Origin of the sequence: Amycolatopsis sp. NPDC051061, assembly GCF_040682935.1 — a bacterium.
GTDB lineage: Bacteria > Actinomycetota > Actinomycetes > Mycobacteriales > Pseudonocardiaceae > Amycolatopsis.
In genome coordinates this window covers 29,421-52,313 of sequence record NZ_JBFBBZ010000014.1, presented here as the reverse complement: position 1 = coordinate 52,313, position 22,893 = coordinate 29,421, and the positions used below count along the sequence as shown (strand labels likewise).

23 protein-coding genes are annotated in these 22,893 nt (G+C 72.1%); 8 read left to right on the top strand and 15 right to left on the bottom strand.

Going from position 1 to position 22,893, the window contains the following annotated elements; translation table 11 throughout:
- Positions 1-16 precede the first annotated feature (16 nt).
- Both AB0N03_RS20400 and AB0N03_RS20395 read left to right on the top strand, forming a co-directional pair.
- Positions 17-1,126, top strand: coding sequence for an alpha/beta hydrolase (locus tag AB0N03_RS20400; RefSeq protein WP_364373725.1), 1,110 nt, complete (start codon positions 17-19; stop codon positions 1,124-1,126).
- Positions 1,123-3,246: an esterase gene (locus AB0N03_RS20395; protein WP_364373722.1), complete on the top strand. Its 2,124-nt coding sequence runs from the start codon at positions 1,123-1,125 to the stop codon at positions 3,244-3,246. Before AB0N03_RS20400 ends, AB0N03_RS20395 begins: the two co-directional genes overlap by 4 nt.
- Before the next feature lie 77 nt (positions 3,247-3,323).
- On the opposite strand, the gene AB0N03_RS20390 is transcribed toward AB0N03_RS20395, so the two are convergent.
- Both AB0N03_RS20390 and AB0N03_RS20385 read right to left on the bottom strand, forming a co-directional pair.
- The gene (locus AB0N03_RS20390; protein WP_364373719.1) at positions 3,324-3,866 is read right to left on the bottom strand and encodes a ferritin; all 543 of its coding nucleotides are present in this window, start codon (positions 3,864-3,866) and stop codon (positions 3,324-3,326) included.
- A 34-nt stretch (positions 3,867-3,900) separates the two neighbouring features.
- Positions 3,901-4,422 (bottom strand): hypothetical protein, encoded by a 522-nt coding sequence (locus AB0N03_RS20385; RefSeq protein WP_364373716.1) that lies wholly within the window; start codon positions 4,420-4,422, stop codon positions 3,901-3,903.
- Between the two features lie 67 nt (positions 4,423-4,489).
- Here AB0N03_RS20385 and AB0N03_RS20380 point away from each other — a divergent pair, with 67 nt between their 5' ends.
- Together AB0N03_RS20380 and AB0N03_RS20375 are read left to right on the top strand one after the other, a co-directional pair.
- A complete protein-coding gene (locus tag AB0N03_RS20380; protein ID WP_364373714.1) occupies positions 4,490-5,251 on the top strand; it encodes an SDR family oxidoreductase in 762 nt (253 codons plus the stop codon).
- Between the two features lie 31 nt (positions 5,252-5,282).
- The gene (locus AB0N03_RS20375; protein ID WP_364373711.1) at positions 5,283-5,900 is read left to right on the top strand and encodes a PaaI family thioesterase; all 618 of its coding nucleotides are present in this window, start codon (positions 5,283-5,285) and stop codon (positions 5,898-5,900) included.
- Here the strand turns inward: AB0N03_RS20375 and AB0N03_RS20370 are convergent.
- The 5 genes from AB0N03_RS20370 to AB0N03_RS20350 are packed head-to-tail and all read right to left on the bottom strand — an operon-like array spanning position 5,897 to position 10,355.
- Positions 5,897-6,655, bottom strand: a complete 759-nt coding sequence (locus AB0N03_RS20370) for an MHYT domain-containing protein (RefSeq protein WP_364374199.1) — start codon at positions 6,653-6,655, stop codon at positions 5,897-5,899. The two genes, AB0N03_RS20375 and AB0N03_RS20370, sit on opposite strands and share 4 nt — an antisense overlap.
- Before the next feature lie 44 nt (positions 6,656-6,699).
- The gene (locus AB0N03_RS20365; protein WP_364373708.1) at positions 6,700-7,329 is read right to left on the bottom strand and encodes an ATP/GTP-binding protein; all 630 of its coding nucleotides are present in this window, start codon (positions 7,327-7,329) and stop codon (positions 6,700-6,702) included.
- Positions 7,310-7,687, bottom strand: coding sequence for a DUF742 domain-containing protein (locus tag AB0N03_RS20360; RefSeq protein WP_364373705.1), 378 nt, complete (start codon positions 7,685-7,687; stop codon positions 7,310-7,312). The genes AB0N03_RS20365 and AB0N03_RS20360 overlap by 20 nt, the downstream gene beginning before the upstream one ends.
- Entirely contained in the window at positions 7,684-8,118 is a 435-nt protein-coding gene (locus AB0N03_RS20355; RefSeq protein ID WP_364374196.1) for a roadblock/LC7 domain-containing protein, read from the bottom strand. The genes AB0N03_RS20360 and AB0N03_RS20355 overlap by 4 nt, the downstream gene beginning before the upstream one ends.
- A gap of 2 nt (positions 8,119-8,120) precedes the next feature.
- Positions 8,121-10,355, bottom strand: a complete 2,235-nt coding sequence (locus AB0N03_RS20350) for an ATP-binding protein (protein WP_364373703.1) — start codon at positions 10,353-10,355, stop codon at positions 8,121-8,123.
- A gap of 519 nt (positions 10,356-10,874) precedes the next feature.
- Between AB0N03_RS20350 and AB0N03_RS20345 the strand changes: the two genes are divergently transcribed.
- The 4 genes from AB0N03_RS20345 (at position 10,875) to AB0N03_RS20330 (ending at position 13,815) form a co-directional block, all read left to right on the top strand.
- The gene (locus tag AB0N03_RS20345) at positions 10,875-11,834 is read left to right on the top strand and encodes a winged helix-turn-helix domain-containing protein (protein ID WP_364373700.1); all 960 of its coding nucleotides are present in this window, start codon (positions 10,875-10,877) and stop codon (positions 11,832-11,834) included.
- A gap of 145 nt (positions 11,835-11,979) precedes the next feature.
- Positions 11,980-12,813, top strand: a complete 834-nt coding sequence (locus AB0N03_RS20340) for an SAM-dependent methyltransferase (protein WP_364373698.1) — start codon at positions 11,980-11,982, stop codon at positions 12,811-12,813.
- Positions 12,797-13,381, top strand: coding sequence for a TetR/AcrR family transcriptional regulator (locus AB0N03_RS20335; protein ID WP_364373695.1), 585 nt, complete (start codon positions 12,797-12,799; stop codon positions 13,379-13,381). Before AB0N03_RS20340 ends, AB0N03_RS20335 begins: the two co-directional genes overlap by 17 nt.
- Positions 13,382-13,545: 164 nt before the next feature.
- Entirely contained in the window at positions 13,546-13,815 is a 270-nt protein-coding gene (locus tag AB0N03_RS20330) for a hypothetical protein (RefSeq protein ID WP_364373693.1), read from the top strand.
- Here the strand turns inward: AB0N03_RS20330 and AB0N03_RS20325 are convergent.
- Genes AB0N03_RS20325 through AB0N03_RS20290 form a run of 8 tightly spaced genes read right to left on the bottom strand, consistent with a single transcriptional unit; the run spans position 13,812 to position 22,701 of the window.
- Complete coding sequence (locus AB0N03_RS20325; protein ID WP_364373691.1) at positions 13,812-14,393, bottom strand: aminodeoxychorismate/anthranilate synthase component II; 582 nt, start codon at positions 14,391-14,393, stop codon at positions 13,812-13,814. The genes AB0N03_RS20330 and AB0N03_RS20325 overlap by 4 nt on opposite strands.
- Entirely contained in the window at positions 14,390-15,730 is a 1,341-nt protein-coding gene (locus tag AB0N03_RS20320; RefSeq protein ID WP_364373688.1) for an anthranilate synthase component I family protein, read from the bottom strand. The genes AB0N03_RS20325 and AB0N03_RS20320 overlap by 4 nt, the downstream gene beginning before the upstream one ends.
- The gene (locus tag AB0N03_RS20315) at positions 15,727-16,884 is read right to left on the bottom strand and encodes a DUF362 domain-containing protein (RefSeq protein ID WP_364373685.1); all 1,158 of its coding nucleotides are present in this window, start codon (positions 16,882-16,884) and stop codon (positions 15,727-15,729) included. Before AB0N03_RS20315 ends, AB0N03_RS20320 begins: the two co-directional genes overlap by 4 nt.
- On the bottom strand, positions 16,877-17,551 hold the full coding sequence (locus AB0N03_RS20310) for a cyclase family protein (protein WP_364373683.1): 675 nt from the start codon (positions 17,549-17,551) through the stop codon (positions 16,877-16,879). Before AB0N03_RS20310 ends, AB0N03_RS20315 begins: the two co-directional genes overlap by 8 nt.
- 15 nt (positions 17,552-17,566) lie before the next feature.
- A complete protein-coding gene (locus tag AB0N03_RS20305; RefSeq protein ID WP_364373680.1) occupies positions 17,567-18,901 on the bottom strand; it encodes a hypothetical protein in 1,335 nt (444 codons plus the stop codon).
- Between the two features lie 17 nt (positions 18,902-18,918).
- Positions 18,919-20,166, bottom strand: a complete 1,248-nt coding sequence (locus tag AB0N03_RS20300) for an MFS transporter (RefSeq protein WP_364373677.1) — start codon at positions 20,164-20,166, stop codon at positions 18,919-18,921.
- Positions 20,163-21,380: an ATP-grasp domain-containing protein gene (locus AB0N03_RS20295; protein ID WP_364373675.1), complete on the bottom strand. Its 1,218-nt coding sequence runs from the start codon at positions 21,378-21,380 to the stop codon at positions 20,163-20,165. Before AB0N03_RS20295 ends, AB0N03_RS20300 begins: the two co-directional genes overlap by 4 nt.
- A gap of 52 nt (positions 21,381-21,432) precedes the next feature.
- On the bottom strand, positions 21,433-22,701 hold the full coding sequence (locus AB0N03_RS20290) for an ATP-grasp domain-containing protein (protein WP_364373672.1): 1,269 nt from the start codon (positions 22,699-22,701) through the stop codon (positions 21,433-21,435).
- Positions 22,702-22,893: the final 192 nt, after the last annotated feature.

Here is a 22,893-nt window from a genome sequence, read left to right as displayed (position 1 = left end):
GATTCCTGGGGGAATCATGCGCACTCTCGCGGTAGCCACCGCTTTGACGCTCACGCTGTCCGCGTCGCCCGCTTCGGCGGCCACGACGCCTTACCTGCCCCACCCGACCGGGCACGAGCCCGTCGGCGTCACCTCTCTGTCCCTAAAGGACACTTCGCGCCCCGATCCGTGGGTGCCGGCGGTGCCCTACCGGGAGCTGATGGTCTCCGTCTTCTACCCGGCGACCTCGGCGAACGGGCCCAAGAAGCAGTACATGACCCCGCTCGAGTCCGAGCGCAACCTCGAACGGGAGAACATCCCGGGGCTGCCCCTGGACGTCCTGAGCACCGTCCGCACGAACGCGGTCGTCGACGCGAAACCGGCCGGGCGGTGGCACGGCCTGCCGCTGGTCGTCCTCTCACCGGGCTGGACGCAACCGCGCGCCACGCTCACCGCACTGGCCGAAGACCTCGCCAGCCGCGGGTACGCCGTCGCGGCGATCGACCACACCTACGAAAACCGCGCCACGACCTTCCCCGACGGCCACGTCACCGGCTGCGACGCCTGCGCGGTCGACGACCAGCCCGGGTTCTGGGAAAAGTTCGCGCAGGTGCGGTCGAAGGACACGTCGTTCGTGCTCGACGAGCTGCTGCGCTCGAAGAAGTGGGGCGCCCTCATCGATCCGGCACGGATCGGCATGACCGGGCACTCGGCGGGCGGCGCGATCACGACGCAGGCGATGCTGGCCGACCCGCGCATCCGGGCCGGGGCCGACATCGACGGGAGCATCCACGTCCCGCTCCCGGCGTCGGGGCTGTCCCGGCCGTTCCTGTTCCTGGGCAGCATGGACAACTACACGCCGGGCGAGCCGGGCCCCTACGACGACTGGGAGACGGACTGGACGCACCTCACCGGGTGGAAGCGCTGGCTCATGGTGTCCGGCACGGTGCACAGCTCGTTCACCGATCTCGGCGTGCTCGCCGATCAGCTGGGCGTCGACATCGGCGCGTCGATCGGCGGGGCCCGCGCGCTGGCGATCACGCGGAACTATGTAAGCGCTTTCTTCGATCAGAACCTGCGCTGCCGGCCGCAGCCGCTGCTGGCCGCTCCCTCGCCCGCCTACCCGGAAGTGACGTTCATCGGATGAAGACGACGATCCTCCTCGCCGTCACGGCACTCGCCTTCACGCTGCCCGCGCCGGCCGCCTCGGCGTCCCCGGCGCTCACGCTGGCGAAACCCACCGGCGGCCAGCCGGTGGGCACGACTTCCTTGTACCTCAGGGACACTTCGCGCCCCGACCCGTGGGTCGCGACCGTGCCCTACCGCGAGCTGATGGTTTCCCTGTTCTACCCGACGGCTTCCGCACAGGGACCGAAGAAGCAGTTCATGACCGAAACCGAAGCGGCGGCCGTGTTCGAGGAAGCCGGCATCACGGGGATCCCGCCGTCGGTGCTGACGACCGTGCACACCGACGCCGTCGCCGACGCGCGGCCGGCCGGGCGCCGGCTGCCGCTGGTGGTGCTGTCGCCCGGGTTCAAGCGGCCACGCGCCGAGCTGACGTCGCTGGCCGAGGACCTGGCGAGCCACGGCACCGCCGTCGTCGTGGTCGACCACACCTACGAGAACGTGGCGACGACGTTCCCCGACGGGCACGTCACCGGCTGCGCGGCCTGCGGCAGCTACGACGAAGCGTTCTGGAAGAAGCTGGCCGGCGGGCGGGCCAAGGACGTCTCGTTCGTGCTGGACTCGCTGACGCACTCGAAGTGGGCGTCGCTGATCGACCCGGCGCGGATCGGCATGGCCGGGCATTCGGTCGGCGGCGCGAGCGCGATCGGCGCGATGGTGACCGACCCGCGGGTCAAGGCCGGGATCGACATCGACGGCACGACGGACGTCCCGCTGCTCGCACCGGGACTCGATCGGCCGTTCCTGTTCCTGGGCCGGGCGAACACGTACACCCCCGGCACGGGTGTCGAGTCGGACAGCTGGCAACGGGACTGGGCGCAGCTGAAGGGGTGGAAGCGCTGGCTCGTCGTGGCCGGCATGGCGCACCCGTCGTTCACCGACATCGGCCTGGTCGGTGAGCAGCTCGGCCTCGACTTCGGTGCGACGACGCCTGCGGCGCGGGGACAGGCCGTCACGGCGGCCTACGTCCGGGCATTCTTCGAAGAGCACCTGGAGGGCCGCTCCCAGCCCCTGCTCGACCAGCCGTCGTCGCGCTACCCGGAGGTCAGCTTCGCCATGACGTCGACGCCCTACCTGCCCGCGCCGACCGGGAACCGGCCGGTGGGCAGTACCGCCGTCTACCTGAAGGACACCTCGCGGCCGGACCCGTGGGTGCCTTCGGTGCCCTACCGGGAACTGATGGTGTCGCTCTTCTACCCCACGGATTCGCACGGGCCGAAGACGCGGTACCTGACCGCGGCGGAGTCGGCGGCGCTGCTGTCCGGCAGCGGCTTGGACGTGCCGCCGGACTGGCTGACCACGATGGTGACCAACTCGGTGGCCGACGCTCGGCCGGCCGGGGCCCACCTGCCGCTGGTGGTGCTTTCGCCCGGCTACACGAAACCCCGCGCCACGCTCAGCGCGCTGGCCGAGGACCTGGCGAGCCACGGGTACGCCGTCGCGCTGGTCGGCCACACCTACGAAAACACCGGCACGAGCTTCCCCGACGGGCGGTTCGCGGGCTGCGCGTCGTGCGAGGTGCCGCACGACGCCGCATTCTGGACGAAGGTGGAGCTGGGCCGGGCCGCCGACGTGTCGTTCGTGCTGGACTCGTTGACGCACTCGAAGAAGTGGGCGCCGCTGATCGACGCGTCCCGGATCGGCATGGCCGGGCACTCCATGGGCGGGGCGAGCACGCTGCCCACGATGGTCGAGGACCCGCGCGTCAAGGCCGGGATGGACATCGACGGCACGACGGAGGTCCCGCTGACCCCGCCCGGGCTGTCCCGGCCGTTCATGTTCGTGAGCCACCAGCTCGGGGCGACCGCCTGCGCACCGAACGTCCCGTGGGAGCGGGATTGGGCGCAGCTGACGGGGTGGCGGCGCTGGGCCGAGGTGGCGGGCACGAAACACGCGTCGTTCACGGACGTGGGCCTGGTCGGCGACCAGCTCGGCGTCGACACCGGCGCGACGACCACCGCCCTGCGCACCCAGGAGATCATCCGCACGTACGTGAACGCGTTCTTCGACCAGCACCTGCGGGGTGAGGCACGGCCGGTGCTCGACGCGCCGGGGTTCCCGGAAGTCTCGTTCTGCCACTGAGCACGGCGGAAGCGGCACTCGTGGGGGTGTGCCGCTTCCGCCGGTTCGCGATCCGGCCGACTACCTGCCGGTGACCGTCAGAGCTTCCCGCCGGCGACCGGCGGCATGGCCGGCGCGTCCTCGACGCCCGTGGCCGCCTCGCGGTACAGGTGGCTCTCGACCTCGAAGAGGTTGTCCGCGGCCCGCTCGACGACCGTGAGCAGCGTGGACATCTGGGCCACCTCCTCGACCTGCTCCTTGAGGAACCAGGCCACGAACTGCTCGCCGAGGTAGTCCTCCTCCAGGCGCGCGGCCTTCGCCATCGCCTCGATGTCGGCGGTCACCGCCCGTTCCTGGTCCAGGGCCAGCTCGATCGCCTCGTGCGCGCTCGAAAAGTCGTTCCGGACGTCGCCGCTGCCCGGGATCACGACCGGCTGGCTCCGGTCGAGCAGGTACTGGACCATCGCCAGCGCGTGGTTGCGCTCTTCGATCGACTGCCGGTAGAAGCGCTTCGCCAGCCTCGGCAGGTCGCGCGCGTCGAACCAGACGGCGAGGGCGACGTACTGCTGCGCGGCGGTGAACTCGTGCCGGATCTGCGCTTGCAGGAGCTCGGAGAACTTCGAACGCTGGGTGTCGGCCATGCCCCACAAGGTACGGCGTCCGCGACCGCCCGGGCTACGACCGGTGCCCGGCCCGGACGCTGTCCTGCACGGCGTCGAGGAACTCGTTGCGGGCCGTGGTCAAGGCCCGGTACTCGGGCTTCCCGGGGTTGATCAGTTCCTGCCACAGGGCGACGACCGCCGCGCTGCGGTCTTCCAGCTCGTGCGCGCGGGCGATCAGCGCCGGCGTCCCGATCACCTCGAGCATCGCGACCTGCTCGCGCAGGCCCGCGAGCGCCTCGGCACCGGCCCGGTACCTCGACCGGCGGTCTTCTTCGTCGGCGAGCACCTGGTACCGGAACGCGGTGATCCGGCCGAAGTGCCGGGTGATCTCGAGGTAGGCGTCGCGGATCTCGCGGTCCCACAGCCGGCGGTCCTCCCGCTTCAGCCTCCGGCGGTCGCTCAGCGAGATCGCGACGAACGCGATCACCGCGCCCGCGAGCAGAAAGCCCCCGGCGATCACCGGAACGCCCCACCAGGGCGCGGACCCCGGAACCGGTGCGGCTGGGGCGAGAGCGATCGGCACCGGCGAGAGCATGCGGGCACGATACCGGGGAAAACCGCCGAAACGGGCTCCCGATTTCGGCCCGGGCTACGATCGGCGCGTGCCGAGCCCCCTTCCCGATCTCTCCGGCACGGTCACCTGCGTCACCGGCGCGAGCGGCACGATCGGCCGCGGGATCGCGCTGCGGTTCGCCGAGGCGGGCAGCGCGGTGGCCGTGCACCACCGCCGTCCCGGCGCGGGCGACGACGTCGTCGCGGCGATCGAGGCCGCGGGTGGCCGGGCCCGCGCGTTCGCCGCCGACCTGACCGGCGACAGCGCCTGCCACGGGCTGCTGGCAGCCGTCGCGGACTGGGGCGGGCGGCTCGACGCGCTCGTGAACAACGCCGGTGTACAGCCGGTCGAGCCCCTCGCCGACCTCACGGCCGACCGCTGGCGCGCGATGCTGGACGCCACCCTGACCAGCGCCTTTTCCTGCACCCAGGCGGCCGCGCGGCTGCTGGGCGAGGGCGGCAGCGTCACGCACATCGCGTCGATCGAAGCCCGGCAGCCCGCGCCCGGGCACGTCCACTACAGCTCGGCGAAGGCGGCCCTGGTGATGCACGCCCGCGGCGCCGCGCTGGAGTACGGGCCGCGCGGGATCCGGGTCAACACGGTGTCACCCGGGCTGATCTCGCGGCCGGGACTGGAAGAGGACTGGCCGGAAGGCGTCGAACGCTGGCGCCGCGCGGCGCCGCTGGGCCGGCTGGGCACGCCGGCCGACGTCGGGAACGCGTGCGTCTTCCTGGCGTCCCCGCTGGCGGCTTGGATCACGGGACAGGACCTCGTCGTCGACGGCGGCGTCACGGCCCGGCCGACCTGGTAACCTGGAACACGTTCTAGTTCCTGGGGGCGCGATGACCTTCCCGATCGTCGACGGCGTGCCGCCCGGGCGTGCGCTGCTCGGGTCCCGGATCCGCGAGCTGATCGACGCTTCCGTGTGCGCGGGCGACGACGCCGACCTGGCCGCCGCCGCGAGCCGGGTCGAGGCGGTCACCGCCGCGCTGCGGGCGACCGGCGGCGCACCGCCGTTGCTGCTGGCGGCGCTCGAGGGCGGCGGCCACCTCAGCGTCAACAACCCCCTGGAAGGACCCGGGAACCCGTTGGCGCCACCGTTGTCGTGGACGCACGTCGGGCCCTCGGAGGTCCGGGCCGAGGTCCTGCTGGGCGCGGCGCACGAAGGGCCGCCCGGCCGCGTGCACGGCGGCTGGGTGGCGGCGGTCCTGGACCACGTGCTCGGCCGGGCCACCGCCGCGGCCGGCTTCCCCGGGATGACGGCGTCGCTGACGGTCGACTACCACCGGGGCACGCCGTACGCGGTGCCGCTCGTGGCGGAGGGGCGGCTCGAACGCCGCGACGGGCGGAAGCTGCACGCGATCGGGACCCTTCGCGCCGGGGAGACGGTCTGTGCCACCGCGAAGGCGATCCTGGTGCACTTCAGCACGGACCGGTTCCCGGTGTCCACAAGGGACTAAGGCACCATCGTCGTGTGGCGGGGCGATTCCGAGCTCGACGAAGCCATCAGGACCGCGCAGATCGGCACCGCCATCGCCAGCGCCGCCAGGACGAACACCGGGAACAGGAACGAGAACACCTCCGCGCCCGACGGGTCGGGCGCCGCCGGGTCCAGGTGCAACCGGACTGCCGCCATGCCCGTGTAGTGCATTCCGCTGACCGCCGCCGCCATCACCAGGCCCGCCGCCAGGCGGGGCAGCAGCTTGTCCAGCCCGACCGTGAACCACAGCGCCGCCGTCGCCGCGACCACGGCGATCACCACCGACAACGCCACCAGTTTCGGGTCGTAGCCGATCGTCCCCTTGATCTGCACCGCCCACATTCCGGTGTAGTGCATGACGTTCACCGCGAGCCCGGTCAGCAACCCGCCGAGCAGCAGCCGCTTCCAGGCGAACCGGTTGCGGACGCCGAACACCAGCAGGCCGCAGAACACCGCCGCCACCGACAGGACCGCCGAGAGCGCCGTGCGCAGGATGTCGTAGCGCACCGGCAGCCCGGGCGTCGAAAACCCGAGCATGGCGATGAAGTGCATGACCCAGATGCCGACGCCGCCGATCGACAGCGCCGCGAGCCCGAGCCAGGTCAGCCGGGTCCGCGCGTTGTCCGTGGTCCGCGCCTGCAGCGTGCAGGCGAGCCCGAGCGCGCAGCCCACCACCGAGGTCAGGTACGCGAGCACGACGAGCCAGTGGCCCATCGCGAAGTCGTCGTGGTCCATGTGCATTTTCCGTGCTCCTGTCAGGCTTGCTGTGTCGTCCGGGGTCAAACCCCGGACCCCGGCCGGGGGACAAGCCCCCCTGGACCCCCCGAAAGCAGCTTTCGCGGCGCGTGCAAAGCAGCCAAGGCGTACTCCGCCGCGGCGATGAGGGTCTCTTTCGTCGACTCCGGCGAACGCGCGTCGCAGGTGACGACCTGGACCTCCGCGGGAATCTTGAGGGCTTCGCGCACCTGCTCCGGCGGGTGCTGGCGGGTGTCCTTGAACTGGTTGACGGCCACCAGGAACGGCAGCCCGCGCGACTCGAAGAAGTCGATCGACGCGAAGCAGTCCGCCAGCCGGCGCGTGTCGACCAGGACGATCGCCGCCACCGCGCCGCAGACGAGGTCGTCCCACATGAACCAGAACCGGTGCTGGCCCGGCGTGCCGAACACGTAGAGGATCAGGTCGTCGGCCAGCGTGAGCCGGCCGAAGTCCATCGCCACCGTCGTGGCGAACTTCCCCGGCACCGCTTCGGTCCGGTCGACACCGACGGCCGCGGCCGTCATCACGGCTTCGGTGCGCAGCGGGTCGATCTCCGAGACGGCGCCGACGAAGGTCGTCTTGCCGGCCCCGAACCCGCCGGCGACCACGATCTTGGCCGAGGTGATCCGCTTGTCAGAGTGCACGTAGTCCACTGAGGACCCTTTCGAGCAGGTCGTTGCGTTCGTCGAAGGAGGCGTCCGCGGTGAGCGTGTCGCGGATCGACACCTGGCCGGCGGCCAGCAGGTCGCCGATGAGCACCCGGGCCACGCCCAGCGGCACGCCCAGGTGCAGCGCGACCTCCGCCACCGAGCGCTGGTGCAGGCACAGCTGGGTCACCGCGGCCAGCGGGTTGGTCGGGCTGAAGGGCGCCGTCCGTCCCTCCACCGTCGTTTCGACGAGGGCTTCCACCGCCAGGTCGACCGTCGGCCGGGTGCGCCCGGCGGTCCACGCGTACGGGCGGGCCAGCGACGCCGCGTGCCGCCCGCCCTCGCGTCGCCGGCCAGGCGTCACCGGCTCGCCCCCGGCGCGGCCGCTGGCCGCGCGGGTGTCTCGACCATCTTCCCCACCCGGGCGACGAGCAGCGTCATCTCGTAGCCGACCAGGCCGATGTCGCAGCCGGGATTGGCCAGCACCACCAGGTTCGAGCCGTCGCCGACGTTCATCAGCATCAGGAAGCCCTGCTCCATCTCGATGACCGACTGCACGACGCGGCCCGCGGTGAACAGGTCCGCCGTGCCGAGCGCGAGGCTCGAGAGGCCGGACGCGATCGCCGAGAGCTGGTCCGCCCGGTCGCGCGGCATCGTGTCGTCGGCCGCCACGAGCAGGCCGTCCGCCGAGACGAGCGCGGCGTGCGCGACGCCGGGCACCTCCTGCGTGAACGCCGACACCAGCCAGTTCCGGGACTGGTCGACCACTTCCGCTCCTTCCTGCCGCGCGCTCATGCTCATGACGGGCCCTTCGGGTCGGTCGCGACCCGGTGGCGGGCCGCGCGCATGCCGCTGTAGTGCCGGGAAAGGTTGTTCCGCACCGCGGCCGGGTCCCGGAACGACGGGTCGTCCGGCTGGGGTTGACGCGGCGCGACCGAGCCCGGGGCGAGCTGCGCGCCGGGCTGCCGGGTCGGCAGCCCCGAGTCGGTGAACTCGGGGTCGTCCAGCGTGCCGACCGCCGCTTCGGCGGCGTGGCGGACGTCGTCGGCCGGGGTCGCCCACTCGCCGGGCCGCGCCGGTTTCGCGGGGGCGTCGGTGGCGAACCAGTGCGACAGCATCTGGTCGAAGATCGGCGTCGGCATCGGGGTGTGCTCGGCGACGGCGGCGGGTTCTTCGGCGGGCCAGCGGGGTTCCGGCTCGTGCCGGGCGGTGCCGTTGACGGCCGGCGGCCGCTCGGGCCGCCCCGGCAGCCCGGGCCGCGTCGGCAGGTCGACCAGGATCAGCACGCCCGGGACGTGCACGCTGGCGGTGACGCCGGCGCTCGCGGTCCGCGTGGTCGTGGGCCGCAGCCGCACGGTGATCCCGTGGGAGGCGGCGAGCCTGCTCACCACGAACAGGCCCATCCGGCGGGTGGTCTCCGGGCTCACCGACGCGCCGGCGGCGAGCCGGGCGTTCGCCGCTTCGAGGTCCTCGCGGGTCATGCCGAGGCCGACGTCGACGACCTCGATCAGTACGCCGCCGTCGAAGCCGCGGTCGGCGGTGAGCACGACCGGCTCGTCCGGCGGGGACGACCGGATCGCGTTCTCCAAGAGCTCGGCGAGGATGTGCACGACGTCGGCCGCGGCCTCGGACTGCACCGACCCGCGCGGCGCGTTGCCGAGCGTGATCCGCTGGTAGTCCTTGACCTCCGACGTCGCGGCCCGCAGCAGCTCGACCGTCGCGACCGGCCCGACGTCGCGGCGCACCGGCCGCCCGCCCGCGAGGACCTGCAGGTTCTCGCCGTTGCGCCGCAGCCGGGTGGCGATGTGGTCGATCTGGAAGAGCTCGGCCAGCCGCTGCGGGTCCTGCTCGTCGGCCTCGAGGTCCTCGATCACCGAGAGCTGCAGCTCCACCAGCGACTGGCTGCGCCGCGACAGCGTCATGAACATCTCGCTGACCTGGATCCGCATCTCGGCCTGCTCGCCGACGGCCAGCCGCACCGCCTGCCGGTGCATGTCGTCGAAAGCGCGGGCCAGCTGGCCGATCTCCTCCTCGGAGTCGATCGGGAGCCGCTCGGTCGCCTGCCAGTCGACGTCCTCGCCTTCCCGGATCCGCTCGATGGTGCCGGGCAGCCGGCGGCGCGCCGTGTCGAGCGCGGCCGCGTGCAGCCGCCGGATCGGGGCGACCACCGAGCGGGCCACGGCGAGCGCGATCGCCAGGGCGCCGAGCAGCGAGGCGAGGACCAGCGCGGCGTCGCGCAGCGCGTCGGAGCGGGTGACGTTCGTCCGCGCCCCGACCGCGTCCGAAAGCGTTTTCACCTGGTCGGACAGGAGGGTCCCGAGGGCGGCGCGCTTGGCCGCGGGTCCGCCGGCGCCGGGGATGGTCGCGGCGGCGAACCGCGCGGCCACCGCGCCGGCGGGCAGTGCGCGGCGGATCTGCCCGGTGAGCACCGACTCCTCGGCGACGGCGGCGGCGAGCGCGTCCGCCGGCCGGCCGGCCGGGACCTCCTGCCCGGCGAGCGTCGCTCTCAGCTGCGTCAATGCTTTCGTGATATCGGCCGAAGCGTCGAGATCGGCATTCCCGGCCTGGGCGACGATGCGCGGGATCACTTCACTGAGACCGACCACGAAGTCGTGGTAGGCGGGAGTTTTCCCACCGGCGGAACCGTCCTGCTGGCGCAGGCCGGCCAATTTTCCCAATTGATCTTCCAGTGTCCGCGAAAGTTCCGGGCTCAGCTGCGCGAATTCGGCGTCGTGGCGGATGACGGCGGCTTTCGCGTCGACCGCGCCGGTCTGCTCGGCGCCGCCGTCGTGGATCATCTCGTCGTCGACGAGCCCGGCGAGCTCGGCGATCCCTTGTACGACGGGCATTTGGTCGCGTACCCCACTGAGCGCGCCCGCCTCGGCGAGCTCGGCCTGCACGCGCCCGCCGGCCAGCAGCAGCGCGACCAGGACGGGCAGCAACAACACGACGGAGATCTTGGTGCGCAGCCGCCAGGTGCCGGGATTCCACGACGCGGCGGAACGACGGCGAAGCGGTTCATCTTCTTTCATCGGTGGCGTTACTCGATTCGTACCGGTGGCCCGAGAACGATTCCTGGATCATTTCCCCCGGAATTCAGAACGCAGACATAACTCCGGCGACCACAGCGCTGTCAAGGAACACCGGCCGGTTCCCCCGTACGCACCAGCTACACAGGGTGACCTTCGACAGCCCGGCGCTTTACCTTCGCAGAGGGTGAGCGAGCGCTCGAGATCGCGCCGAAAACCCTGCGGAGTACGTGAATTTCCGCCTTCGCGGCCGGGCCGGACGAGATCTTGCCGACCGGGAGCCGTACGCGGACCGTGGCCACCACCGTCCACTTCGGACGGTATGGCCGGACCGACCCCCAGCCGGTCCGCACCCGGCACGCGCCTTCGTCGCGGCCGTGCGGGCATGAACGTGCCAGCGGCGCACGAGCGGCGTCAACCGGGCCGGAAACGTTTCGCGCCTGCTCGAAACGTCACACGTCACAGTGCGGCGGGACCCCGCGTCACCAGCGGCTATTCTCCCGGGGGAAGGGCGGTACGTCGATGCTCAAGATTCACTTCACGGACGCGGACCTGGCGAAGGTGACCATCGCCGAGGACGCCGATCCGATGTGGGAGCTGCTCATGAGCAGCTACCGGATCCGGCGTCCGGAGGGCGAGCCGTTCTTCGGCCGGTGGCGGCGGGGGTCGCGCTCCGCCGTGCCCGAGTCCGGCCGGCTGCTGATGTCCACCGTCCCGCCGTACGGGTACTGCCCGGACTTCCTCACCCCCGCCGGGCACGCCACGATCGGCGACGGCGTCTCGGCGGTGCTCGAAACGCCTCCGGCGGCGCTGGCCACCGACGTCGCCGAGCTGGCGGCGCAGGGCACGCGCGTCACGCCGTGGCTGCGCCGGCTGGCCGGCGGCGAGACCCGGGAGCTGCACCGCCTCGGCGTGGCAGTGCACGACTACTACCGCCAGTGCGTGGAACCGGACTGGGCGACGGTTCGCCGCGTGGTGGCCCGCGACCGCCGCCGGCTGCAGTCGAGCCTGGACCGCGGCGGGCCGCAGCTGCTGCTCTCGACGGTGCACCCGGACATCACCTGGTCACCGCCGGTGCTGCGGGTGCGCTTCCCGATCGAGCAGGAGCTCCACCTCGCCGGCCGCGGTCTCCGGCTGATCCCGACGTTCTTCGCGCACGGCATGCCGACGACGTACAAGGACCCGGCCCTCCCGCCGGTGCTGGTCTATTCGATCGGCCACACGCGCTTCGACAGCGACGCCGAGCCCGGGCCGTCGCTGGCGGCACTGCTCGGCCGGACGCGGGCGCGGGTGCTGATGACGGTCGCGATCACGCGGTGCAACACGAGCGAGCTGGCCGAGCTGACGGGCGTCTCCCTGGCGACGGCCAGCCAGCACGCGTCGGTGCTGCGGAGCAGCGGGCTGATCACCAGCGCGCGGTCGGGGAAGTCGCAGATCCACGAGATCACTCCGCTGGGACTGGGCGTCATCCGGGCCAGCTGACACCGGGGCTCGCGCTGCCGGCCGACCCCCACCCGCACTGCCGCGAATGACTCATTCGGGACATCCGGCGCCGCGAATGAGTCATTCGCGACCTTCCGGGCCAGGGGTTGCGCTGCCGGGCCGCCAAAGCGAACAATCATTCGCTATGGAGTCCCGAGCCAGCTTCACCGCCGAGACGATGGCCCTGCAGCGGGCGTTCGAATCGCACCGCCCGCCGGGGCGGCGGCTCTTCGACGACCCCTACGCGACCGCCTTCCTCCGCCCCTCGCTGCGCGTCCTCGCCGAAGCGGCGAGACTTCCGCTGGTCAGATGCCTCGCCACCGGCCTCTACGACGCCGTCGCCGGGCCGGGGCCGCGCGCCTCCGGCATCGCGCGGACCAAGGTCATCGACGACGCCCTCGCCGAAGCCATGACCGGCGGCACCCAGTGCGTCCTCCTCGGCGCCGGCTACGACACGCGCGCCCATCGGCTGCCCGCGCTCGCCGGCCGGGCCGTCTTCGAGGTCGACCACCCCGCCACCCAGGCCCGGAAGCGGGCCGTCGTGGGCGCCGGCCCCCGCTACGTCGCCGTCGACTTCGAACACGACGATCTCACCGCCCGCCTCCTCGAAAACGGCTTCGACCGGCGGAGCCGGAGTGTGTTCGTCTGGGAGGGCGTCACCAACTACCTCACCGCCGACGCCGTCGATGCGACGCTCGCCGCCGTCCGCGGGCTCGGCGGCGACCTCGTCTTCACCTACGTCGACGTCCGGGCCCTGCACGAGCCCAGCCCCTTCCCCGAGGCGCGCCGGTGGGTGCGGGCCGTCGCGCGGTCCGGGGAGCCGTGGACCTTCGGTTTGCTCCCCATCGAGACCGGGGCGTTCCTGGCCGAACGCGGTTTCGACCTGCGGAAAGACGTGTCGACCCACGACGCGGGCGGCGGCTCCCGGCTCTACCGGATCGCGATCGCCACGAGGAGCGCGGATGCCCCGCATCAGTGAGGAGCGCCGCACCGCGCAGCGGCAGCGGATCCTCGACGCCGCGATGACCTGCTTCGAGAAGGCCGGCCCGGACGGCGCGTCCATGCAGGACATCGTCGCCGAGTCCGGGATGAGCGCCGGCGCCATCTACCGCTACTTCGACGGCAAGGAGGCGATCATCGAGGCGGTCGCCGCCGACCGGCACGAGCACGAGCGCGACCTGGTCGCCGCGGCGATCGCGGACGGCGGCCCCGACGCGCTGAAGCGGTTCCTCGACGCCTACTTCGACTGGGTCGCCGACCCCGAGGAGGCGCGGCGGCGGCGCGTCACCGTCCACGTCTGGGCCCGCGCCCAGCACGACGAGCGGCTCCGGAAGATCGTCACCGAGGGACTCGCCCCGCTCGACGACGTCGGCCGCGCGCTGGCCGGCATCGGGCTGCCGGACGGCGTCGAGCCGGACATGTTCGCCCGCGTCCTGCTCGCGCTCATCCAAGGTTTCCTGCTTCAGCGCTCGTGGGAGCCCGGCCTCGACCCGCAGCGCTACCGCGACACGGTGACCAGCCTCCTCGATCGGGTGTTGCCGCGGTGAGCGGCGACCGTGTTAGCCTGTCGCCGTGCAGCGCCTGATGATGTCCTCGCGACTCGTAACCCGGCGCGCCGGCTGAACCCAGGTCGCCGGCGCGCAGCGTCGTCGATCGCGCTTTCTCGGGACCTGGCCCCGATCTCATTCCTTCTTCAGCTCGGAGATCCGCCATGTCCACGTCTTTCGCCGTTCCCGCGGCCCGCTCGGCGATGCTGCTGCGCCGCCGCATCGCCACGTACTTCGTCGGCGGTGCCGAAGAGATCCCGGCGCTCGTCCGCGCGCTGGCCGGCCACCTCGTCCACGAACTGTCCGTCGACATCAAGGACGGCGTCCGCGAGAGCAGCATGGTCTGCGCCGTCCTGCTCGCCACCGAGGAGACCGAGCCGCTGCTCGGCAGGCTGCGCGAGCTGGCTTCGGTCGTTTCGGCCGAACTCGCCTAACTCCGCACCAGCGACCGCGAGCGTATCGCGTTCGCGACCATCGCCACGCCCTCCTCGGTGAACAGCGACTCCGGGTGGAACTGGACCCCCTCGATCGGCAGCTCGCGGTGCCGGACGCCCATGACCTCCCCCGTCGACGACCAGGCCGTGACGACCAGGTCGGCCGGCAGGGTGGCCGGGTCGAGCACCAGGGAGTGGTAGCGCGCCACCGTCAGCGGGTTGCGCAGGCCCGCGAACACGCCGCGGCCGTCGTGGGCCAGCGGCGAACACTTGCCGTGCATCGGCTCCGCCGCGTGCACCACCCGGGCGCCGAACGCCGCGCCGATCGCCTGGTGGCCCAGGCACACCCCGAGGATCGGGACGCGCCCGGCCAGCCGGCGGACCAGCTCGATCGAAATGCCCGCGTCCGCCGGGTCGCCGGGGCCCGGTGAGATCAGGACCAGCTCCGGGTCGAGCGCGGCGACCTCGGCCACGGAAATCTCGTCGTTGCGGTAGACCTCGCACGACCCGCCGAGATTTCCCAGGTACTGCACCAAGTTGTAGACGAACGAGTCGTAGTTGTCGAGCACGCAGATCACGCGGCCGCCCCCTCCACCGTCACGCCGAGGGCCCGGGCCCCGGACCCGAGCTTCGCCAGGCACTCCGCGTACTCCTCGGCCGGGTCGGAGTCGTGGACGATGCCGCCGCCCGCCTGCAGCCGGATTTCGCCGTCGCACCACACCATGCTGCGGATCGTCAGGTACAAGTCCACATGGGACACCCCGAACGAGCCGACCGCGCCCGAGTACAGCCAGCGCCGCGACGGCTCCAGCGCGTCGATGATCTCCATCGCGCGCACCTTCGGCGTCCCGGTCATGGTCCCCGCCGGGAACGTCACCCGGATCAGCTCGGCGGTGCCGCGCGCCCCCGACGGCTCGCCCCACACGTCGGACGTCAGGTGCATGACGTGCGAGTACCGCTCGACCGCCATCAGCCGCTCCACCGAGACGGTCCCCGGGCGGCACACGCGGCCGAGGTCGTTGCGCGCGAGGTCGACGAGCATCCGGTGCTCGGCCAGCTCCTTCACCGACGAGCGCAGGTCGTCCTCGGCGAGCCGGTCGGCGCGCCCGTCGCGCCCGCGCGGCCGGGTGCCGGCGAGCGGGCGGATCAGCGCGCGGCCGCGGATGAGCGTCAGGCACGGCTCCGGGGACGCGCCGACCGCCTCGAAAAGCGGCCCGCCGTACCAGAAGTGGTACGGCGACGGGTTGATCTCCGTCAGTCTCCGGTAGACGCGCAGTCCGTCCACAGTGGCCGGTGCGGTCCAGGCGTTGGAGAGCACGAGCTGGAAGACGTCGCCGTCGAGGATGTGCCGCTGCGCGCGCCGCAGCGCGTCGACGTACTCGTCGTATTCGAAGCCGAACGTCCCGGCGCCGACCGCGACGGTCCCGAGCGGGGCGACGGCGAGCCGGTCGAGCGTCCGGGCGACCCGGGTGGCGGCCCGGCGCGCGGCCGCGGGGGTCGTGCCGCGGCCGATCACCCGCCCCGCGGAGACCAGCACCTCGGGCAGGAAGAATTCGTACACCGGACGCCCGCCCGCCGGGTGCCGGCTGGGCAGCCGCTCGAAGTCACGCGCGGCGTCGTAGGCGAGGAACCCGAACCAGGCCACCTCGGCCTCGGTGGTGTCCGGCGGGAGATCCAGCCCGGCCAGCAGGTCCACCGCGGCGGTGAGCGGCGCGGGCCCGTCGCCGCCCGGGTGCGAGAGGACGGCGAGCTCACCCGCGACCACCACCGCGTCCCGGCCGCCCGGCCCGGCGGTGAGCATGACGCGCCCGGCCGGCCGCAGGGCCGCGGCCGCCGCCACCGGGTCGACCGCCGTGGCCAGCGGGACGACGTGGCGGTGCAGCCGGGCGCCCGGCGACAGCGCGGACGTGATCATCGCGCGACCGCCGGCACCCGGAACTGCGTCCGCTCGTGGTCGCCGACGGGCTTGCCCATGGCGTAGCGGAACGCGGCGAGCTGGATCGCCCGCGGCGGGCAGCCTTCGACGAAGATGCCCAGGTCCCGGCTCTCGTACAGGCAGTTTCCGACGAGGACGACTTCCCCGCGCAACGGCGGGTGTTCGACCTGCGGCCCGGAGATGACCGTCATCTCCCCGTCCCACGCGCACAGTTCTTCGGCCAGGGCCCGCATCGCCCCGGCGACGAACCGGCTGCACGCCGGGCAGGCGTTGTCGGCGTAGACGTGGATCCCTTCGCGCGGCACGACGATCTCGACCGGCGCCTTCACCATGTCGAACGCCAGCTCGGAAAGCGGCGTGCCGAGCAGCTCGATGTCCTCGATGGCCAGGGGTCCCATCCCCCGCTGGTGCGCGTCCCGCAGGTAGGCGACGCTGTCCGGGTCGAAGCCCGCGAGGGTCCCGACGGCGACGTCGAGCGCGACGGCGTTGCGGCTCGCGGCCAGGAACCCGACCTCGCGGGCTCGGCCGTCCATCGGGTAGTTGCCCTCGATCACCGTGGTGCCGTCGCACACGACCAGGTCCTGCGGCCGCATCAGGTTGAGGTCCACAGTGGACTCGTCGACGCCCGCCATGTGCACGATCCGGGTCGTGTACCCGGGCAGCAGCCCGACCAGGTTCTTCATCGCGTTCGAGTAGACGACGCTCGCATGCGTCCGCAGCTGCGGGACACCGATGAAGTAGTCGCAGTCCAGGATCAGCTCGGGGACGGCGATCGGCACCCGCAGCGACGTCGCGCCCGGGATGCCGGTGATGCGCAGCGGCAGGTCGTCGAAGCTGACGACGCGAGCGTACTTGGCGGCCTCGTGGTCGCGCAGGATCTCGTAGATCGCGTGCGTGCGCTCGGCGATCACCGGCCGGGCCCCGTGTTCGGCGACGACGCGGGCGATCGCGGCCAGCAGCGCCGGCCGCACGTGGAACCCGGGCGCGGTCTGGAAGAGGTTCGGCTTGATCAGCACCTCGGCGCCGGCCGGCAACGCCGACAGGGGGTCGCCGAGCAGGTCGAGTAGCCGGTCCAGGCCGTCCGGCACGCCGGCATCGCCGCTGACGGCCGTGAGGGCGACCTTCTCAGTCATCGGTGTCCTCCACGGCGATGACGCGCGCCGGGGCGGCCTCGGCGCCGGCCACCTTGGTCGGCAGGGCGATCAGCTGGACGACCTGCTTGGTCAGCTCGTGCATGTTGGTGACGTACTCCAGCAGCGGGATCCCGGCGGCGAGCAGCGCGTGGTGCACCGGGGACCCGGCGTCGCCCGGCCGTTCGGTGAGGCAGTCGAAGCCGATGAGGCACGCGCCGTTGTCGATGGCCCACCGCGCGGCCGACGGCGTCAGGTAGGGCGGGCGGTCCCAGTAGTCGGGCCGGCCCCAGTTGTGCCGCAGGTAATCCGTGCGGATGAGCAGCCGGTCGCCGCGCCGCCACACCGGCCGCAGCGTCTTCTCCAGGTCGTCGCCGGTGACCTCGTCCAGCTCGCCCTTGTGGGACAGGTCGGCGACGCAGGCGCGGCCGATCAGCGTCTCCAGCGGTACCTCGTCGATGCCTTCGGTGCCCGGGTAGAAGTGCAGCTTGTACTCCATGTGCGTCCCGTTGTGCGGGAACACGTGCAGGTAGGAGAACGTGCGCTTGGTGCCGTACGGGTCGTTCTCCGGGGTCATCGAGCGTTCGCTGACGAACTTCGGGAACCAGTCGGCGGGGTAGGACGGCATTCCGTCGTAGAAGCCGTGGGTGAGGTCGACGAGTCGGGGCACCGGGGTTCTCCTTGCTCAGCAGGTGAAGAGGCAGGTGTTGCGGACGTCGGGGTTGTTGATCATGGTGATGACGGTGGTGCCGCCGGGCGCGATCGCGCGCACGCCGCCGCCGGACAAGCCCGACGGGGTCATGAACGCCGCCCACAGCGCGTACCACTCGGAGCGCTCGCCGGTGTCGGGGTCGATCACCGTCTCCAGGTTCGGCCGCACGATCTCCTGGACGAGCGAGCCGGTCCGCGAACCCGCTTCGAGGGTCTCCCGCCAGGTTCCGGCGTCGACCTCCTGGCCGATGACGACGCCCTGGCCGCCGGAGAGGCCGGTCGGCTTGAACACCAGCTGGTCCTGGCGCCGCACGCACTCCTCGATGCGCCCGGCGTCCGGGCCCGCGCCGGGGCGCCCGAGCATCCGGCACCACGGCAGCACGCGCTCGATCACGGCCCGCTCGGCCGGCTCGAAGGTGTCGGCGAACTCGGACAGCATCGCCAGGGTTCCCTTGTTGCCGAACACGTTCGTCGGCGTCCAGACGACCACCTGGCCGGCTTCGTGGGCGCGGAAGACCGGTTCCAGCAGCGCGTCGCAGTCCGGGTGCGCCAGCATTTCTTCGAGGCCGTAGTACCGCAGGACGACGTCGACCGGCGTGCCGTCCAGGTACGGCTTGCCGGAGTGGTACCGCAGGTCGCCGATCTCGCCGACGCGGCATTCGACGTCGTTCTCCGCCAGCAGCTCGGCGATCGCGCGCCGCTGGTGGCCGTAGGTCGTCATCCCGCCGGGGCCTTCGACGATCGCGACCACCGGCTCGCCGGCGCCGATCGTCTTGCCCGCGTTGCGCAGCGCCTCGGCGAGGTCGGAGCCCATGTCGAGGAACCCGAGGCCGTGCTCGGCCGCGAACCCGGCGACCGCCGGCACCCGCAGGTACGCCTTGGGCAGCGTGCCGACCATGTCCAAGCCGCCGAGCGCGCTGCCGATGTTGTACTCCAGCAGCTTGAACGCCGAGCCGTCGTAGTAGACGTCGGCGCGGCCGTAGAGCGGCGGCGGCCCCTCGCCGAGCAGCCGGGTCATCAGCGCCGCGTGCCGGTCGTCGATGCCGAGCGCGGTGCGGAACCGCGTGAAGTCGCCGTCGAACAGGCGCCGCGGCAGGCCGCCGACGAGCTCGTAGATCGTGACGAGGTCCCGGCCGAACGCCCGGTACTCGGCCTCGTCGACCACGATCGGCCGCGGCAGCAGCCGGGGCCAGGACAGGCGCTTGGTCTCCGACAGCTCGAGGCTCGCCCGCGCGTGGCGCAGCGGCCCGTCCGGTGCCTCGCAGCCGGCGAGGTAGGCCTCGGTGACCCGGTCAGCCCGTGTGGACATGGATTCCTCCCTGGGAGTCAGACGGAGACGGGCTCGGTGGCGCGGATCGCGCGGCGGGCCAGGATCACGCGGTACTGCAGGATGATCACGACGCCGAAGAGCAGGTAGATCCCGGCCATGCCCTGCATGCTGACCACCGCGCTGAGGCTGATCAGGATCGAGTTGACGATCTGGCCGAACCGGATGTGCAGGTAGTACGCGGCCAGGTACCGCGGCCGGCCGTCGTCCGGGGCCAGTTCGGCCAGCAGCGCCTGCTGCACCGGCAGGTTCATCAGCTCGCCGACGGTCAGCACGACGACGGCGACGAGCAGCAGCCACGCGTCGTCGGTGACGGCGAGGACGGCGAACCCGCCCGCGTACAGGGTGATGCCCGCGTAGAGCCGGGCGCGGTCCGGCATCCGCTTCAGCAGCGTGTTGACGACCAGCGCGAACGCCACGACCAGGAGCGTGTTGACCGCCTTGAGCACGCCGAGCATCTCCACGCCGGTCACGGCGCCGAACGGGAACACCGCCTGCGTGGGGAAGTCCGTCGACAGCCGGATCCCGATCGCGGTGCTCAGCTGCCCTTCGAGGGTCAGGATCAGCGTGGCGGCGATGATCAGCCGGCGGAACGTCGCGTCGGCCAGCACCACCTTGTACCCCTGGACGAACTGGGCGAGGCCGGTGAGCTTGACGGGCGGGCGGGGCGTCTCCGGCTTGGTCTCCGCCACGAGCGCGATCGTGACCGTGAGGGCGAAGGCCATCCCGATCGCGCCGGCGAGGATCACCGCGCCGAAGTGGGAGCTGTAGAGGAAGGCGCCGAGCAGCGCGCCGGTCCCGAGCGCGAGGTTGATCACCCAGTAGTTGACCGTGTAGACGAACTTGCGCTGGTCGGGCGGGGTGACGTCGATGATCGTCGCGTCGTTGGCGGGCAGGGCGAGGTTCGTCCCGAACTTCACGATGGCGTAGCTGAAGTAGACCGCCAGCGCGCCCCAGTCCGCGTAGTACGCGACGGCCATCAGCGCCAGGAACCCGGTGCCGACGACGTCCCCGACGACGAGCACCGGACGGCGGCCCCAGCGTTCGGACAGGTGCCCGCCGACGAGCATGCCGACCACCGCGAACGCGGCGAACACGAGGATCAGCGCGCCGGCGACGGCGACGCCCACGTGCGCCGCGAGGTAGATCGCGATGAAGGTGAGGATCATCGCGTCGATCAGCTTGTGCACGAACGCGAGGCCGATCCGGACCCGGACGTTGCGGTGCAGGGCGAAAAAGGCCCTCATCGGACTTCCACTTCGATCAGGGCGCGGACTCGGTCCGCGCGGGCTTGGGCCTCCGCCGCGTCCGCGGAGCCGGTGAGGATGACGAAGCCGTGCCGGGTCTTGGAGCTGACCGTCTCCGGCAGGACGTCACCGGGCGCGAACGGGAAGCTCAGGGTGTCCACGTAATCCAGTGCGCGCACGGCGTCGAGGCCCGAGACCGACCGCAGGACTCCGGGTGGGAAGGAGAAGTACGCGATGTGCCCGACGAGCCCGCCGCGTTCCGGCCGGGACGTCCGCCCGGCGAGGGCGGCGAACATCGCCCGCTTGACGTCGAAGCCGGTGGCCAGCTCGATGAGGTTCGGGATCTTGTCCCCGCCCAGCCGGGCCTGGGACTCCACGATCCGCGGCCCGTCCGCGGTGAGGATGACCTCGGTGTGCGCCGGGCCGCACTGGTAGCCGGCGGCGTCGAGCAGCTCGACCGCGAGCGCGGCGACCTGCCGGGTCGCCGCGGTTTCCGGCTCGCCGAAGAGGTGGCCCCGCTCGACGAAGTGCGGGAGCGGGCCGAGCAGCTTGCGCGTCACGCCGAGGACGTGGTGCTCCCCGCGCACGGTCATCGTCTCGACGCTGAACTCCGGGCCGCGCAGGTACTCCTCGACCAGCAGCGGCCCGGAGTACGCCAGCGCGGCCAGCTCGTCGCCCCAGGCGGGCAGGCCGGCCGGGTCGGTCAGCAGCAGCGTCCCGCGGCTGGCCGACAGCGCGGCGGGCTTCACCACCACCGGCAGCGTGAAGCCGTCGAGCAGCTTTTCGACGTCCTGCCAGCGGTCCGCGGTGGCGAACCGGACCGTCGAGATGCCCTTGTCGCGCAACAGGGTGCGCATGGCGAGCTTGTCGTTGAGCAGGAACACCGAGTGCGGTGAGTTGACGGCCGCCCCGAGGTCGTCGGCGACCTCGTAGGCGAGCTGCATGCTCTCCTCGCTGCCGACGTGCCAGACGTGCTCGGCGCCGGTTTCCCGCACCGCGGACCGGATCGCGTCGGCGTACGCGACGCGGTCGGTGAAGTCCACCAGCCGGAGGCCGTCGGCCTGCGCCTCGACTTCCTCGAGGTAGGCCGGGGCGTCCGCGCCGAACAACCGCCCGGCCTCGGCCGGGTCCCAGATCGCCGTGATCCGGAACCCCTCGGCCCGCGCCTTGCCGAGGTATGCCTGGTACGGCATCACCATCACGAGGTTCGGCATGTCTTCTCTCCCTGTCCGGGCATCGGTGACCCCAGCTTCGCCGACGCGGCCATCAGCGGACCATCGGCGGCGCATCGGCGCGGGTCTCCACGACGACCTGCTGGGCGGCGGCCTCGGCGATCCGGCCCGCCAGGTACGCGTCGCTCGCCGTCGCCAGGACGTGCCCGACCCGGTCTTCGTTCACCCGCAACGGATCCACCCGCCCGCCGGGTTCGACGGACACCCCGGCCTCGCGGACCCCCGGCAGCGCGGCGGCGATGTCCAGCCCGCTCACCGCCGTCACGACCCCGGGATCGGCGGTGAGGTACCGGATCGCCGCGCCGCCCTTCGGTGCCATGACCACGTCGCCGACGGACTCGCCGAGGTACTGGCGCAGCAGCAGCTCCATCGTGGACACGCCGAAGCTCAGGTCCATCAGCTCGGTGATCCGGTCACCCGCCGGCCGCGGGTTGATCTCGATCAGCCGGGGGCCCGCGCCGGTGTACTTGATTTCGACGTGCGCGATGCCGAGGTCGAAGCCGGCCGCCGTGGTCGCGGCCACGGCGGCCGACTCCAGCTCGCGCCGGACCGGGCCCGGCAGCGCCGTCGGGAAGCTGTGCCCCAGTTCGACGAACCGGTTGCGGCCGCCGAGGATCTTGTCGGTCACCCCGAGCACGCGGACCGTGCCCGCCTCGGCCAGGATCTCCACGCTCACCTCGAACCCGACGAGGCACTCCTCGACGAGCACCTCGGGCGAGCGGGCCTGGCCGCGGCGGTTGGTCGGCGCGGACCGGATCGCCGTGAACGTCGCGGTCACCTCGGCCGGGGTCGTGCAGCGGACGACGTGGGCACCGCTGGTCTCGTCGACCGCCTTCACCACGCACGGCAGCCCGATCTCCTCGGCGGCGCGCGCGGCCTCCTCGACGGTGGTGACGACGCGGAACTCCGGCACGGGTACCCCCCGCTCGGCCCACCGCCGCCGTTGCGCGGCCTTGTCGCGGGCGATCCGGACGGCGGCCGGGTCGGGGCCGGGCAGGCCGAGCTGGCGCGCCGCTTCGGCGGCCTGGATGACCTCGTACTCGGCCACCGAAAGCAACGCGTCGAGCGGCTTCGCGGCGTCGACCGCCTTCACCGCTTCCAGCAGCGGCTCCAGCTCGTGGGTCGGGCAGGACACGACCTCGTCGACGCACGTTTCGAGGACCTCGGTGCCGCCCGGCGTCGCGTGGTAGCGATCCAAGCCCGAGCTGAAGAAGGTGACGTGCAGGCCCAGTCCGCGCGCCGCCCGCAGGGCGTCGAACCCGGATCCGGACCGGTTCGACTCGACGAACCCGATGCGTCTCATGGCCGTTTCCTCACTCGTAGTCCAGGCCCGGCGTGCGGGCGCGCTTCAGCTCGAAGAAGTGCGGGTTGCGCGCGAGCGCAAGGTGATCCAGGCGAACGGGCAGGCCGGATCGAAGGAGAAGTCGATGTTCATGGGGGCCTCTCGGTGCCGGGGTCGTGAGTGAGAAACAGGGTCAGAACCCCTGTTTCTCAC

What these genes read in the sequence shown, in the direction of transcription:
- AB0N03_RS20300 (WP_364373677.1), bottom strand. Translation starts at nt 20,166, where the DNA reads ATGAGGGCCTTTTTCGCCCTGCACCGCAACGTCCGGGTCCGGATCGGC.
- AB0N03_RS20385 (WP_364373716.1), bottom strand. Translation starts at nt 4,422, where the DNA reads ATGCTCTCGCCGGTGCCGATCGCTCTCGCCCCAGCCGCACCGGTTCCG.
- AB0N03_RS20400 (WP_364373725.1), top strand. Translation starts at nt 17, where the DNA reads ATGCGCACTCTCGCGGTAGCCACCGCTTTGACGCTCACGCTGTCCGCG.
- AB0N03_RS20315 (WP_364373685.1), bottom strand. Translation starts at nt 16,884, where the DNA reads ATGACTGAGAAGGTCGCCCTCACGGCCGTCAGCGGCGATGCCGGCGTG.
- AB0N03_RS20290 (WP_364373672.1), bottom strand. Translation starts at nt 22,701, where the DNA reads ATGAGACGCATCGGGTTCGTCGAGTCGAACCGGTCCGGATCCGGGTTC.
- AB0N03_RS20295 (WP_364373675.1), bottom strand. Translation starts at nt 21,380, where the DNA reads ATGCCGAACCTCGTGATGGTGATGCCGTACCAGGCATACCTCGGCAAG.
- AB0N03_RS20305 (WP_364373680.1), bottom strand. Translation starts at nt 18,901, where the DNA reads ATGTCCACACGGGCTGACCGGGTCACCGAGGCCTACCTCGCCGGCTGC.
- AB0N03_RS20350 (WP_364373703.1), bottom strand. Translation starts at nt 10,355, where the DNA reads ATGAAAGAAGATGAACCGCTTCGCCGTCGTTCCGCCGCGTCGTGGAAT.
- AB0N03_RS20335 (WP_364373695.1), top strand. Translation starts at nt 12,797, where the DNA reads ATGCCCCGCATCAGTGAGGAGCGCCGCACCGCGCAGCGGCAGCGGATC.
- AB0N03_RS20340 (WP_364373698.1), top strand. Translation starts at nt 11,980, where the DNA reads ATGGAGTCCCGAGCCAGCTTCACCGCCGAGACGATGGCCCTGCAGCGG.
- AB0N03_RS20345 (WP_364373700.1), top strand. Translation starts at nt 10,875, where the DNA reads ATGCTCAAGATTCACTTCACGGACGCGGACCTGGCGAAGGTGACCATC.
- AB0N03_RS20390 (WP_364373719.1), bottom strand. Translation starts at nt 3,866, where the DNA reads ATGGCCGACACCCAGCGTTCGAAGTTCTCCGAGCTCCTGCAAGCGCAG.
- AB0N03_RS20370 (WP_364374199.1), bottom strand. Translation starts at nt 6,655, where the DNA reads ATGGACCACGACGACTTCGCGATGGGCCACTGGCTCGTCGTGCTCGCG.
- AB0N03_RS20375 (WP_364373711.1), top strand. Translation starts at nt 5,283, where the DNA reads ATGACCTTCCCGATCGTCGACGGCGTGCCGCCCGGGCGTGCGCTGCTC.
- AB0N03_RS20330 (WP_364373693.1), top strand. Translation starts at nt 13,546, where the DNA reads ATGTCCACGTCTTTCGCCGTTCCCGCGGCCCGCTCGGCGATGCTGCTG.
- AB0N03_RS20320 (WP_364373688.1), bottom strand. Translation starts at nt 15,730, where the DNA reads ATGATCACGTCCGCGCTGTCGCCGGGCGCCCGGCTGCACCGCCACGTC.
- AB0N03_RS20355 (WP_364374196.1), bottom strand. Translation starts at nt 8,118, where the DNA reads ATGAGCGCGCGGCAGGAAGGAGCGGAAGTGGTCGACCAGTCCCGGAAC.
- AB0N03_RS20395 (WP_364373722.1), top strand. Translation starts at nt 1,123, where the DNA reads ATGAAGACGACGATCCTCCTCGCCGTCACGGCACTCGCCTTCACGCTG.